The 13,694-nt window shown below is 67.9% G+C and carries 11 protein-coding genes and 1 pseudogene; 6 read left to right on the forward strand and 6 right to left on the reverse strand.

What is annotated here, in order from left to right:
* Together D3261_RS13300 and D3261_RS13305 are read left to right on the forward strand one after the other, a co-directional pair.
* Positions 1–920 (forward strand): TIGR00300 family protein (locus tag D3261_RS13300; RefSeq protein WP_233553990.1); only part of this gene is annotated, 920 nt, incomplete at its 5' end.
* 139 nt (positions 921–1,059) lie between these two features.
* Positions 1,060–2,004 carry a phytoene/squalene synthase family protein gene (locus D3261_RS13305; RefSeq protein ID WP_120073148.1) on the forward strand — a complete coding sequence of 315 codons (945 nt, stop codon included), beginning with the start codon at positions 1,060–1,062 and terminating at the stop codon, positions 2,002–2,004.
* An 18-nt stretch (positions 2,005–2,022) separates the two neighbouring features.
* Here D3261_RS13305 and cruF read toward each other — a convergent pair whose 3' ends face one another.
* The 4 genes and pseudogenes from cruF to D3261_RS20055 all read right to left on the reverse strand — a co-directional run bounded on the left by cruF (position 2,023) and on the right by D3261_RS20055 (position 6,534).
* Positions 2,023–2,871, reverse strand: a complete 849-nt coding sequence (gene cruF, locus D3261_RS13310; protein WP_120073150.1) for a bisanhydrobacterioruberin hydratase — start codon at positions 2,869–2,871, stop codon at positions 2,023–2,025.
* Positions 2,864–3,760: a prenyltransferase gene (locus D3261_RS13315; protein ID WP_120073152.1), complete on the reverse strand. Its 897-nt coding sequence runs from the start codon at positions 3,758–3,760 to the stop codon at positions 2,864–2,866. The genes cruF and D3261_RS13315 overlap by 8 nt, the downstream gene beginning before the upstream one ends.
* Positions 3,757–5,319: pseudogene (locus D3261_RS13320) on the reverse strand (phytoene desaturase family protein); the annotation flags it as partial. The pseudogene D3261_RS13320 and the gene D3261_RS13315, both read right to left, overlap by 4 nt.
* A gap of 33 nt (positions 5,320–5,352) precedes the next feature.
* On the reverse strand, positions 5,353–6,534 hold the full coding sequence (locus tag D3261_RS20055; RefSeq protein WP_158589390.1) for a hypothetical protein: 1,182 nt from the start codon (positions 6,532–6,534) through the stop codon (positions 5,353–5,355).
* A gap of 340 nt (positions 6,535–6,874) precedes the next feature.
* On the opposite strand from D3261_RS20055, the gene D3261_RS13330 reads away from it, so the two are divergent.
* The 4 genes from D3261_RS13330 (at position 6,875) to D3261_RS13345 (ending at position 10,317) form a co-directional block, all read left to right on the forward strand.
* Positions 6,875–8,668: a S9 family peptidase gene (locus D3261_RS13330; protein ID WP_120073155.1), complete on the forward strand. Its 1,794-nt coding sequence runs from the start codon at positions 6,875–6,877 to the stop codon at positions 8,666–8,668.
* 125 nt (positions 8,669–8,793) lie between these two features.
* Positions 8,794–9,303, forward strand: coding sequence for an NUDIX domain-containing protein (locus D3261_RS13335; RefSeq protein WP_120073156.1), 510 nt, complete (start codon positions 8,794–8,796; stop codon positions 9,301–9,303).
* A gap of 58 nt (positions 9,304–9,361) precedes the next feature.
* Entirely contained in the window at positions 9,362–10,129 is a 768-nt protein-coding gene (locus D3261_RS13340) for a CAP domain-containing protein (protein WP_120073158.1), read from the forward strand.
* Positions 10,130–10,179: 50 nt separating this feature from the next.
* Positions 10,180–10,317, forward strand: a complete 138-nt coding sequence (locus D3261_RS13345) for a transporter (RefSeq protein WP_120073160.1) — start codon at positions 10,180–10,182, stop codon at positions 10,315–10,317.
* Between the two features lie 388 nt (positions 10,318–10,705).
* On the opposite strand, the gene D3261_RS20865 is transcribed toward D3261_RS13345, so the two are convergent.
* Both D3261_RS20865 and D3261_RS13350 read right to left on the reverse strand, forming a co-directional pair.
* A complete protein-coding gene (locus tag D3261_RS20865; RefSeq protein WP_255409224.1) occupies positions 10,706–10,828 on the reverse strand; it encodes a hypothetical protein in 123 nt (40 codons plus the stop codon).
* A 378-nt stretch (positions 10,829–11,206) separates the two neighbouring features.
* On the reverse strand, positions 11,207–13,651 hold the full coding sequence (locus D3261_RS13350) for an ATP-dependent DNA helicase (RefSeq protein WP_120073162.1): 2,445 nt from the start codon (positions 13,649–13,651) through the stop codon (positions 11,207–11,209).
* Positions 13,652–13,694 lie beyond the last annotated feature (43 nt).

A 13,694-nucleotide genomic window follows, 5' to 3' on the forward strand; every position in this document is an offset into this window, starting at 1 on the left:
GTGCGGTGGTGGTGGAGAACGAGTCGCGGAGCGACTCGACGGCGAGCGGGGAGCGAAGCGAGCCGCGAGCGGCGGACGATTCGGACGGCGTTCGGGCGTACACGAAGGTCCTGAACGCCATCGAGGAGGGAGATCGAGTGGTGACCGGTGAGACCGGTATCAGAGTTCGACCACCCGAACGACCGCGGGGCAGGGAGGGCGCGTTCGGCTTCATGCAGGGCGGGGTCTCCTCCGAGCGCCCCTCGAAATCCACCATCAGCAAAGTCGCCGACGCGATCGCCGAGACCAAACGCGAGGGCGGCTCCGTGCTCGCGGTCTGTGGGCCCGCCCTCATCCACTCCGGAGCCCGGGAGGCGCTCGCGAGACTGGTCCGAGAGGGCTACGTCGACATGCTCTCGGCGGGCAACGGCTTCGCGGTCCACGACCTCGAACGCGACGTCTACGGCACCTCGCTCGGGATGGACACCGAGACCCTCGACCACCCCCGGAAAGGCCACAAACACCACATCTACACCATCAGTCAGGTCATCCGTGCGGGGTCGATCGGTGACGCGGTCGACCAGGGGCTGGTCGAATCCGGCGTGATGTACGAGTGCGTGACCAACGACCGGCCGTTCGTGCTCGCGGGCTCGATCCGGGACGACGGCCCGCTCCCCGACACCATGACCGACGCGGTCGAAGCCCAGAACGCGATCCGCGAGCAGGCCCACGAGGCCGACATGGTGTTGATGCTCTCGACCCTGCTCCACTCGGTCGCGGTCGGCAACTGTCTGCCCTCCTCGACCCGCGTGATCTGCGTCGACATCAACCCCGCCACCGTCACCCAGCTCCTCGACCGCGGCTCCGCCCAGGCGGTCGGGATGGTCACCGACGTCGGGACGTTCGTGCCGATCCTCGCCGAACAGCTGCTCGACGAATAGCCTCGCACTCGCCCCGAAACCGGTTCGCCGGCGGGCGAAAATCTTCCTCTCGAAAAATGACGGGTTTACTATAATAACTTCTTAGATGTTACAACGTACAAACACATAAGTCGGTCTCGCCCGAACAGAACACAACGACATGGTTGACGGAACCCAGCTCGCCGAAAGCAAGGCGATCCATCGGCGGACGGGGACGACGTTCTACGTCGCGACGCGGCTCCTCCCCGAGCGCGTTCGCCACGCGACCTACGTCCTCTACGCCTTCTTCCGGGTCGCCGACGAGGTGGTCGACGACCCCGACGGCCCGCCGCCCGACGAACAGCGCGACCGGCTCGAAGCCATCCGCCGTGCCGCGCTCGACGGGGAGACCGACGACAGCGTGCTCGCGGCCTTCAGCGAGCTCCGCGACCGGTACGGCATCCCCGAGGCCGCCGTCGACGAGTTCGTCGACGCGATGGCGACCGACATCACGAAACGCCGCTACGCCGACCACGACGAGCTCGACACCTACATGGGTGGCTCCGCGGCCGCGGTCGGCGAGATGATGACCGCGGTGATGGACCCGGACGACGCCGACACCGCCCGTCCGCACGCCCGCACGCTCGGCGAGGCCTTCCAGCTCACCAACTTCCTGCGCGACGTTCGCGAGGACGTGATCGAGCGCGACCGGATCTACCTTCCGCAGACCGTCCTCGACGAACACGGCGTCACCGAGACCCAGATCGAGCGCTTCGAGATGGACGACGACTTCGCGACGCTGATGGCGAGCGAGCTCCGGCGCACGGAGGAACGCTACCGCGAGGGTGTCGCGGGCATCAAGTACCTCCCGCAGGACTGCCAGTTCCCGGTCCTGCTCGCCGCCGTCCTCTACGCCGACCACCACCGGCTGATCCGAGCCCGGGACTACGACGTGCTCTCGGCGACGCCCGAACTGAGCACGGCGCGGAAGCTCTCCCTGCTCGCGCGCACCCGGTGGCACTGGCTCTGGAACAAGGACCCCGACGCCGTCTTCGCAAAGGTCAGCACGGTCGCACACGTCCCGACGCGCCACCACGGGCCCGAGGGCGCGGCCCCGATGCGCTGACGAACGGGGCTCGTTTTTCTACCTCCCGGCCGTCGAACGGACCGGAACGTCGAACCGGTCGGTGACCACGAGACCGGCCCCGAGGGCGAGGGCGACCAGCAGGGGGACCCAGTTGGCGAAGACGGCGTTGACCGTCCCCCAGAGCACCACGAAGCTCACGAGGTCGTCGAGCATGAACCCACAGTCTTCGAGCCGGCGGGTGAGGCGGGTGCGGTCGAACGAGAGGTCGAAGACGACGACCGAGACCGTCGCCGAGAGCACCCAGCCGAGGTAGTTCGAGACCGGGACGCCGTAGAACGCCCCGCCGGAGTAGCTCCAGAAGCCGACCGCGACCGCACCGGGGTCGAGCACCACGTCAACGAGCAACACCGTGACGATGACCGCGACGAGCCGGACGGCCCGGTTCCGCGCCCGCTCGCCGAGCAGGAGCAGACAGAGGAGGTAGCTGTTGAGCACCAGCGGGAGGAAGAAGACCGGGAGGCCGAGCGGTACCTCCCCGAACAGCATCGGCCCGAGCTCGATCAGGTACTCGAACTCGCCGTAGGGCCAGCCGGTCGTCACGCCGATGAGTTCGATACCGAAGGCGTAGGCTACGAGCACGCCGATCCCGATGGCGGCTCGGCGGTCGACCAGCGGCGCGACCCCCGCCACCAGCGGCAGCCGCATCACGACCGTCCCCAAGAGGATGAGACCGGGGTTGAACTGGAGCGGCGGGCCGACGAGGTCCGCGGCGCTCGCGAGCAGGAGGACCGCGCCGACGGCCGGGAACACCACCGCGATGGTGAACCGGTTCTCGGCCACGAGTCGGTCGAGCCGCGCCTCGATGTGCTCCCGGGTCGTGGCCGTCCCGAGGGACGGCTCAGCCACCGGCTACCAACACCCAGACGCCACCGAGGGTCAATACCATTCCCACTACCGTGTTCACGATCGGATACCACCAGTAGGCGCGTTCGACGTCGACCGCCGAGCGCGCGATGGCGGCCACCAACACGGGATATGCGAGCAGGAGCGCCCCGAGCAGGACGTGGACGACCCCGAACGCGAGCGCCGCCGCGAGCCAGCACGCCCCACAGTAGGCGTAGGTCCGGCGCTCACCGAGCGCGGTGGCCGTCGTCCGGATCCCCGCTCGCCGGTCCGGTTCGATGTCGGGGATCGCGGAGAAGGTGTGCATCCCCATCGCCCAGAGCCAGCCCCCGAGGATGGCGGCGAGCGGCGGGAGCTCACCCGCGAGTGCGGCGTAGGCCACGACACCGGGCAGGATGTAGAGCCCGTTCGAGACCGAATCGAGCAGCGGGGTCGTCTTGAACCGGAGGGGCGGCGCGCTGTACTCGACCGCGAGGACGGCGAAGCCCGCGAGCGCGACGAGCGCGGGGAAGGGGAGGACGGGCACGAACCCGAGCATTAGCAGACCGCTCACCGCGACGGCGGCGAGCACGGTCCGGCTTCCCGTATAGCGCACCTCCCGACCCTCCTTCTTCGGGTTCTCGGCGTCGACGTCGGCGTCGAAGACGTCGTTGACGCCGTAGAGGAAGACGTTCGCGGGGACCAGGAAGTAGGCGAACAGCGCGAGGGCCGTTGGCGAGAGGAGGTCGGCGGGCGCGGACGCGGCGTAGACCGCGCCGACCGCTACGGGACCGGCCAGATAGAGCCAGAAGCGCGGGCGCGAGAGCCGGAGGAGATACCCCACGAACGAGTCGGGTGGCACGGTTCGCCCGAGGCGACTCACCCCCCGGCGGACGCGCTCCGCGACGCTCATCGGGCGTGGTCGTCGATCACGGCCTCGGCGGCGTGCTCGCCGCTCACGAGACACATCGGCACGCCGATCCCCGGCGTGGTGTACCCGCCCGCGAAGTAGAGTCCGGGCACCGCCTCCGACTTGTGGGGCGGGCGGAACAGCGCGGTCTGACGGAGGGTGTGGGCGAGCCCCAGCGCCGTTCCCCGGAGGCTGTTGTACCGCTCGGCGAAGTCGTCGACCGAGAAGGTCTCCTCGACGACGATCCGGTCAGCGAGTTCGACGCCGGTGTTCTCCGCGATGTCGTCCAGCACTTTCTCGCGATACTCCTCGCGGATCTCGGGGGTGTCGTCGAGGCCGGGCGCGATCGGGACGAGCGCGAAGAGGTTCGAGTGGCCCTCGGGGGCCACCGTGTCGTCGGTCTGCGAGGGCACGCAGAGGTAATATGCGGGATCCTCGGGCCACGCCGGTCGCTCGAAGATCTCCTCGAAGTGGCCGTCCCAGTCCGTGGGCAGTACAAGAGTATGGTGGGCGAGTGGGTCGACGTCGCCCTCGACGCCGAGGTAGAGCAGGAAGGCCGAGGGCGCGAGGGTTCGCTTCTCCCAGTACTCAGCCGAGTACTGGCGCTCGTGCTCGGGGAGGAGGTCCTGTTCGGTGTGGGCGTAGTCGGCGTCCGAGACCACGAGGTCGGTCGCGTGGTCGCCAGCGGCGGTGTCGAGGACGAACCCGTCGCGCTTGCTGGTGATCTCCGTGACCTCCGCACCCGTCTCGAAGGTCACCCCGAGTTCGCGCGCGAGGTCGGTGATGCCGTCCACAACCCCCCCATATCCGCCCTCGGGGTAGTAGACGCCGAGGTTGAAGTCCACGTGGCTCATCATGGTGTAGAGCGCGGGCGTGTTCTTCGGGGACCCCCCCAGAAAGACGAGGGTGTACTGGGTGATCTGCTGGAGCTTCGGGTCGTCGAAGTACCGCGAGACGTGGGATTCCATCGAGCGCAGCAGGCTCAGTCCGATGGGGGCCGAGCGCATCACGTCGGGGTCGACCCAGTCGCGCGCCCGAGGGCGGTCGGTGTAGACGAACCGTTCCAGGGCGGTTTCGTAGGTCCGTTCGCTCCGTTCGAGGTAGTCGTCGAAGGCCGCCGCGCCGCCCTCCTCGTAGGACTCGAAGACCGCCCGGACTTGGTCGCGGTCGGGCGTGAGGTCGACCCGGTCGCCGTCCTTGAAGAAGATCCGGTAGTGGGGGTCGAGGCGGGTGAGGCCGTAGTAGTCCGTCGGCTGTTTGCCGAACGCACCGAAGAAGCGCTCGAAGACGTCGGGCATCAGGTACCACGAGGGGCCCATGTCGAACCGGAAGCCGTCCCGTTCGAGTTGCGAGGCACGTCCACCGACCTGGTCGTTCTTTTCGAGCACGGTGACCGCGGCCCCCGCGTCGGCGAGATAGCACGCCGCCGACAGCCCGCCGAACCCACCGCCGACGACTGCGACGTCCCGTCCCGCGAGCGACCGACCCCGCCGCTGCCCCGAAGGCGATTCCATGGATCGAATCGGGTCGCCGTGGGTAAAAACGAACTGACCGGGGACGGCGTGCCGAGTGGGAGCCCCCCGTCGACCTCCCGGTTACGCCGCGGTTTCCGCGGCGGCCGTCGCAGTGGCCGTCGCGGTTGCGGTCACCGTCTCGGTTGCGGTTGCCGTGGCCGTTCCGGTTACGGTCGCCGTAGCGGTCTCGGTGGCCGTCGCGGTTGCGGTCGGCGTCTCGGTGGCGTCCGACACCGCTTCCGCCGAGGCGGCCGCGACGGCGGTCGCCGTCGGTGTCGATGAATCGACCGCGACACTCGCTTGCGCGGCTTGCTCCGCCGTCTCCGTCTCGGTGGCTGTTTCGGTCTCAGTAGCCGTTTCGGTTTCCGTTGGCGTCGCGGTCTCGGTTGGGGTGTCGGTCGCCGTGTCCGTGGCCGTCTCGGTCGTCGTCGCGGTGTCGGTATCGGTTGCCGTCGCAGTTTCGGTGTCCGTCTCGGTGGCTGTCGGGGTTGCCGTTTCGGTATCGTCGTCGGCCTCGGTGTCGTCGTCAGCGTCGGCATCGCCATCAGCTTCGGTATCGTCGTCAACCTCGGTATCGGCCTCGGTGTCGTCGTCAGCGTCGGTATCGTCGTCGGCTTCGGTATCGGCGTCCGCTCCGGCATCGGCATCACCTCCAGTATCGCCCTCCGTATCGGGACCGGCGTCGGCTCCAGTACCGGAGTCGGCCCCACTATCGGAATCGCCCTCAGTATCTGACTCCGCCCCGGTACTGTTGTCCGCTCCGGTGTCGGAATCGGCCCCCGTGTCGGAACTGGCGTCGGCTCCGGTGCCGGTGTTGTCACCAGCTCCAGCATCGGAGTCGGCCCCAGTATCGGAGTCCGCTTCGGCATCGGAGCCGGCGGCTGCTGGGCTATCGGTGGTCGGCTCCGTGGCGTTCGTGACCTCCGTCGTGGTCGGTGTCGCCGTAGCTGCTGCAGTCGAGTTCCCCGTCGCTGACGTCGTCGCGACCGCCGTCACGGTCTCGTTCGTCGCCACGCCGCGCGTCGTCGGGATATCGCTCGCCGTTGAAGTGCCGTTCCCGGCCGCGACACCGACGCCGTTCGACTGGTCGGCACCCGCGCTCGCGGAGTCGTCCCCGAGGTAGTCCGTGAGGAGGAAGCCGACGCTGAACAGGAGGACGAGCACCACGGCGACGCCGACGGCCGGAGCCAGCCACTTCTCGACGGCCGACAACCGCTCGTCGTCGGGAAGCACTGAGTTCGAGTCCGGCTCCGGTTCGATCACGATTGAGGTCCGTACGGTCCGTTGCCTTATCTGTCTTGTCCGGGGGTCGATAACGGGGTGGGCTAAATTCAATCGTCGAGCGGACGAATACCCCTTCGCGGGAAGTCAGTTGGCGGCCATCGGCTCCGAGGCGGCCGTTCCGAGGCTGTCGAGCCGCACGACGAGAACACAGAACCCGAGCAGCGACGGTGCTCGTCATCCGCCGGGCAACTCGTTGAGAACGTCCTATTTTCGATATGAGCTATTACGGGAACGGCGTGTCGCGCGACTCCAGGATAGCGGTCGAGCGCCCATCGGTGACGACCCGAAGGGATTTGTGATCGTCGGGGGTACGTGAGCCATGCCCACGGACATCGAGCGGTATCTCAACGTCCGCAGCGCCTACGGCGGGTCGTTCTCGCCCGCGGGCGAACTCGCCTTCCTCCTCGACGCCACCGGCACCCCGCAGGTCTGGTCGCTCCGCGAACCGGGTGCGTGGCCCGAACAGCGTACCTTCTTCGACGAGCGCGTCACGTTCGTCTCACACTCCCCCGAACGCGAGGAGCTGGTCTTCGGAATGGACGACGGGGGCAACGAACGCGCCCAGCTCTTCCTCCTCGACGACGGGGACGTGACGCCGCTCACCGACACCCCCGCAGCCAAACATCGCTGGGGCGGTTGGAGCCACGATGGCGAGCGGTTCGCCTTCGCGGCGAACCGACGCGACGACTCGGTGTTCGACATCTACGTCCAGGAACGCACCGAGACGGGCGACGAGGCGACCCTCGTCCACGAGGGCGAGGGCTGGCTCACCCTCGGCGGCTTCTCGCCCGACGACGACCGGCTGATCGTGAGCCAGGCCCATTCGAGCTTCGACCAGGACCTCTCGATCCTCGACGTCGAGAGCGGCGGGATCGAACACGTCACACCACACGAGGGCGACGTGCGGTTCCTGAACGCCGCATGGGGGCCACGGGGCGAGGCGCTCTACGTCGTGACCGACCACGATTCCGACACCCTCTCTCTCGCCCGGCTCGACCTCGCGACGGGTGAGATCGAACCCGTCATCGACGGCGGCGACTGGAACGTCGAGGGGTTCGCGCTCCACGAGGATACAAGGAGAATCGTCTACGCCCGCAACGTCGACGGCTACACCGAGCTCACCGCTGGCCGGCTCGTGGGCGAGACCGAGGTCGAGTCCTTCCCCGACCCCGACCTCCCCGACGGCGTCGCGGGTGGGATCGCCTTCGACGACGAGGCGGAGCGGTTCGCGGTGACGGTCACGGGGCCGCGCGAGAACACCAACGTCCACGTCGTCGAGGTCGAAACCGGTGCGGCCGAGCGGTGGACCCGCGCCGCGAGCGCCGGGTTCGCGCGCGAGGACTTCCGTGAGCCCGACCTCGTTCGGTACGAGACCTTCGACGGCCGGGAGATACCCGCGTTCTTCTCGGTTCCTGCGGACGCGGCCGAGGGCGATACACCTGTCGTGGTCGACATTCACGGCGGACCCGAGGGCCAACGCCGACCCTCGTTCAGCCCGGTCACCCAGTACCTCTGCGAGGCGGGCTACGCGGTGTTCGAGCCCAACGTGAGGGGATCGGTGGGCTACGGGAAGGCCTACACCCACCTCGACGACGTGGAGAAACGGATGGATTCGGTGGCCGACATCGAGCGCGGCGCGGCGTGGCTCGCGGACCACCCGCTCGTCGACCCCGACCGGATCGCGGTGATGGGCGGCTCCTACGGCGGGTTCATGACGCTCGCCTCGCTCACCGAGTATCCCGACCTGTGGGCCGCGGGGGTCGACATCGTGGGTATCGCGAGCTTCGTGACCTTCCTCGAGAACACCGGGTCGTGGCGGCGCGCGCTCCGCGAGGCCGAGTACGGGTCGTTGGACGAGGACCGCGAACTCCTCGAATCCATCAGTCCGCTCACGCACATCGAGAACATCGACGCGCCGCTGTTCGTCCTCCACGGCGCGAACGACCCCCGAGTCCCGGTCGGCGAGGCCGACCAGGTCGCCGAGCGCGTTCGTGACCAGGGGGTCCCGGTCGAGAAGCTGGTCTTCGACGATGAAGGTCACGGGATCGTCAAGCGTGACAACCGGATCGAGGCCTACACCCGGATCGCACGATTCCTCGACGAACACGTGTAAATACAGCTCATTTCTTGAGAAAATCTCGACGTGAAACGTCTGAAAGGATAAAATGGGGCGAATCGGCGGCCGGTCGCCGGTGAACGATACACCGGATTTATACTGTCGACCGATGTGGTGATGCCATGAGCGTTTCCGAGCGGTCGGAGGGCTGGGTCACCGACCAGCTCTCGCGACTGACGGACGAGTACGGCTCCGCGCCGGTCCACCAGGTGAGCTGGTCGGTCTCGGGCCCTCGGTACGAGGAGGCCGCCGCGGTCGACACCGTCGAGCACGCCGCGGCGGGCGTGCGGGTCACCAACGACGCCGACGAGACCCTGCTCGTGCGCGACCGCCACAACGAGTGGGCACCGCCTCGCGGCGCGGTCGCCGCCGACGAGTCGCTCGAAGCCGGGGCGAGACGGAACGTCCGCGAGGCGACCGGGGTCGACTGCGAGGTCGAGGGCGTCGAACGGATCACGATCGTGAGCATCGGCGACGAGTCCGACCGCGACCGCCCGCCGATCTACTGTCTCATCGTGTTGTTCGTCGGCTCCTGTGGCTCGGACCAGACCGTCCAGTGTACCGAGAGCCCGGTTCGCTGGCGACACAGCCGACCGGGTGACAGCCTCGACCCGGGCGTTCTCGCCATCTGACACGGTCTTTCCGGCCCGACGGACAGATACATAGCTATCCGACGAGAACCACCGGTAGATGTTTCGCTGGCTCGTCGGTGCGGTCGGCTGGGTCGTCTCGACCGTTCTGCGGCTCGCGTTCGTGGTCTGCGTGGTCGCGCTCGCCGCCGGCTTCGCGTTCGGTGGACTCCCGAGCCAGCCGTCCGACCTCGGTGGGATGGTCGAGAACGCGACCGGCCTCGACCCGTTCGAGGACGTGGACGAACTCGCGGACGTCGGCACGGTCGGTGTGAGCGACGTCGCGGGCGACGCCGGATCCGTGGCCGATCCGGGGACGAACGCGTCGGTCCCGAGTTCGAACGCCGGCGAACTCAACGGCACGCGCCTCGAGTATCTCGTCCACGAGGGGATCAACGAACGACGTGCCGACCGCGGGCTCTCGAACCTCAGCTTCGACACCGGGCTCCGGTCGATCGCGCGCTATCACAGCGCCGACATGGCGAACCGGAGCTACTTCGCCCACGTCGGTCCCGACGGCGAGACCGTCGCCGACCGCTACGAGAAGTTCGGCTACCAGTGTCGCGTCCCGATGGACGGTCTCCGGTACGCCACCGGCGGCGAGAACATCCTCTACACCTACTACGACGCGCCCGTCCGAATGGAGAACCGAACCGTGGAGTACGACACCCAGGAGGAACTCGCCCGCGGCATCGTCAACGGCTGGATGAACTCGACCGACCACCGCGAGAACCTCCTCAAACCCTACTGGGAGAACGAGGGGATCGGGGTCTACATCGAGGAGGTCGACGGCCAGACCAGGGTGTTCGCGAGCCAGGAGTTCTGCTGACTTCCTCATCCGACCACAAAGGGTATCCGGCCGGACCAGCGAGGGCGCGCATGGTCCAAAAGTCCACGCTGTTGATCCTCGCCGGTGTCGTACTGCTCTTCCTCCCGGTTCCGCCGATCATGAGCGCCATCGCGGGTCTCGCGGTGATCGCCCTCGGCGTCGCGCTCCGGTTCATCGGCGACGACTGACCGCCCCTTCCACGCCGGCACGCACCGGACTGATGACTGATTCGTACGAGCCGATTCGATTTCACAGCTGTGAGCACGAGGGATTCCCGACCGCTCAATAGCGGTCGTTATTCTATGGATATGATATTTCCAGTCGAAATAGAGGGCCGGTCGGGTCGGTTGTCCGCCGCGCGTATCGAATGTGATGAGGCTAATTTCTGGATGTGAGAATACGCACAAAGCTTATTGCGAACTGGCATCGAGGATCGGGTAGGACCAGCGGGGGAATCCGTTGCCTGGCATCACTCGTAACTACTCCCCCTCGGTCCTGTCCTCCCCCCCCCTTTTCGACTCGAAGAGCGCGCTCGCCGTCGGTTTTCGTGCTCGTCGGAACCGCGACTACGACCGGTTACCGGTCCCGACAGTGATAACAGACCCCGTCGTTGATGTAGGGGCTCGGCATCCCCTTCCGACACCGCTGGCAGGTTCGTACGTGCCCGCTCTCCCGGTCGACTCCGTTGTTCCCTTGCATGGCATCACCCAGCGGGGGACAGTACAGGCACGCACATAAACGTGACCGATCACTCGGATCGGATTCGAGCGAACCGGTTCGGAGGGGGTCGCGCGCTCCATCCGTCAGTCCGAGGGCCACCGGGGATACTCCAAGTGGCCGCGACCGTCGAGAAAACATCAACTGGCCAAAAGGACCATAACGTGCGCACCGAAACGCCCACTCGCCGAGTAGGTTCGATCCAGTCACCCCCCACATCCGTCGTCTGTCGACCCGTTCCCCTGCTCGGCTGGTCACGAGAACGTGGGCCCGGGCCATCCCCCGGCCCGCCGGCCCACGACACGACCGTCTCAGCGGCTGTATCAGTGCCCTCTTCCGTGAAACCCGTTGGTGTGTTCTCTACCCACCGAACTCGGGGTGCTCGGTGCCGAATCGGTCGACGACCGTCTCCACGAACATCGGCGTCAGCGTCACGAACTCCTCGCGCTCGGCGTCGGGGAGGCAGTCGGCGACCGACCGCGGTGCGTCGGGCGTGTAGCGTTCGTCGACGAAGGCCCTGACCCCGACCTCCTCGGGGCCGCGGATGACGCGGCCGATGGCCTGGCGCGCCCGCCGGACCGCGGGCACCGTGAGCGCGTACCGGAACGCCTTCGATTCGTCGAAAGCAGCCCCGTAGGCCCGTCGAACCGCCCGGATCCGGGGTGAAGCCACGTTGACGAGCGGCACCCCGACCACCGCACACGTCCCGAGTTTGTCGCCGTCGTAGTCCACGCCCTCCGTGAGGGTTCCCCGCGTCGAGGTCACGAGGACCTTGCCCTCGCCCGCGAAGAACTCGCGTTTGAGCGCCTCCGTCGTGGCGTCGCTCGACGCCTCGTCGACGAGGACTGGTTTGTCGAGCGCCCCCGCGAGCCGCTCGCCCGCCCACGCCGCCTCGCGATAGCTCGGGAGACAGAGCAGAACGTTGCCGGGGTTCCTGGCGAGCTCGCGGAGCGCGTAGGCGTAGGTCTCGCGAACGCCGTTGTTCTCCGCCGGCGGGCCGCGGTTCCGGGCGGTGAACGCCGGCGCGTCGACCACCCAGCTCGCCCGGTTCTCCGGGGGGAACGTCAGGTCGTAGGTCCGCTCGACCACCGGGCGGGGCTCGGCCGCTTCCTCCTCCGTCTCTTCGTCCGTCCCGTCCCCCTCCTCGACCGCGACCCCGTCGAGCCCCACACACTCACGGAAGACGTCGATGGGTTCGAGCGTCGCGCTCATCAGTACGCCGCCCCCGAGGTTCGAAAAGCGCTCCTTCAGGTCCTCGGCGGGCAGACAGTCGTAGCAGAACAGCGCGGCGGTGTAGTGGCGTTCCCACCCCTCCAGATGGTCGCGGTCGGTGCTCGTGAGCGTGACTTCCCTGAAATACGAGGCGTGGTCGCGGGTCCACCACCGCGCGACGAGCCGGCCGACGTCGCCGCAGACGCACGACCGCTCGGGTGCGACGGTTCCCAGCACGTCCTCGACCGCCGCACCGACCGAGTGGAGCGACTTGCAGAACGAGGCCGAGTAACCCGCCTCGCGTGCCCACGCCGAGAACTCGTCGCGTTCCTCGATCTCGGGGTCGCGAAGCGGGATCTCGACCGTCTCGGGGAGGTCGTCGGCCGCTCGGTCGAGATCGCCGAACTCGTTCGCGAGGTAGCGATCGACCCGCGAGTCGACCCAGTCGATGGCCTCGTCGAAGAACTCCTCGACGCGTTCGAGCGAGTCGGTGCCGACCTCGTGGGGGTCGAGGAGTTCGGCGACCTGGGCGCGGTGTTCGCGCGACTGGCCCGCCCGCGTGCGGAGGTACTGGACGTCGTTACGCGCCCGCCGGAGCGAGTGGATCCCCACTCGGTCGCTCAGCATCTCCCTGACTCTGCCCTCCAACCTGTGGGCTTCGTCGACGATGACGAAGGTCCGGTCGTCGACCGCGCCGTCGGTGAGCGCCCGGGTCCGAGGATCGAAGAGGTGGGTGTAGTTGCCCACGACGACCTCGGCGTCGTCGAGCAGCGTGCCCATCGAGCGGTGCGGGCAGGTGCCCGCCGGGACCGACCCCGCGAGGAGTTCGTCGGTGGTGACGACGTTCTCCTCCCCGGCGTCGAAGCTCACGGGGACCGACTTGTCCCGCGCGTACCAGTCGGCCTCGAACGGGCAGAACGTGGGTGCGTGGTCGTCCTCGGCCAGCGAGTCGGGCGCGGTCGGTCGGGCGGTGGGGTACGGTGCGGTGTGATCCCCCATGGAGAGGTTGTCGTCGAGCGTGTTCCACGAATCGGGGTCGATTCTGGCTGACGAAACGAGTTCGCCGGCGCGCGCCGAGTCCCACCAGACCTCGCCCTCGCCGCCGCCGTCGCCGTGTGCGACCAGCCCCGAGGTGTGGTCTCGGAGCTCCTCGCAGGCCTCCTGTGTACTCTCCTCGAACGCGCCGGCACGCTCGTAGGGACAGAGGTCGGCCTTGCCGACCAGCGCCAGCCCGTCGAAGGGGTCGTCGACTCGCTCGTTGATGGCTCTGAGGTCCTCGATGAACTGCTGGCGCTGCTGTTTGACCGGCGTCACCACGAGCACGTTGTCGTAGCGGTCGGTCTCGCGGAGCAGGGTGCCCGCGGCGGTGAGCGCCGCCATCGTCTTGCCGGTCCCGCAGGCCCCCTCCATCACGAGGTAGCCGCCCCGTTCGCCCGTCTCGATCGCGGTCTCGATCGCGTCGGCCTGGTTGTCGTAGGGCTCGTCGTAGCCGAACACGTCGCGCCAGTTCGGCGGGGCGGAGTCAGCGTCCGGGCTCTCGCTGGGCTCGCCGGTCGTGGTGGCCGTCTCGCTGCTGGCTCCCTCGCCGCTCATCGTTCGTGTGCTCGGTTCGTGCGCCCTCGGGTATAGGGCTTCG

It is taken from the genome of Halococcus sp. IIIV-5B (assembly GCF_003602035.1).
GTDB lineage: Archaea > Halobacteriota > Halobacteria > Halobacteriales > Halococcaceae > Halococcus > Halococcus salsus.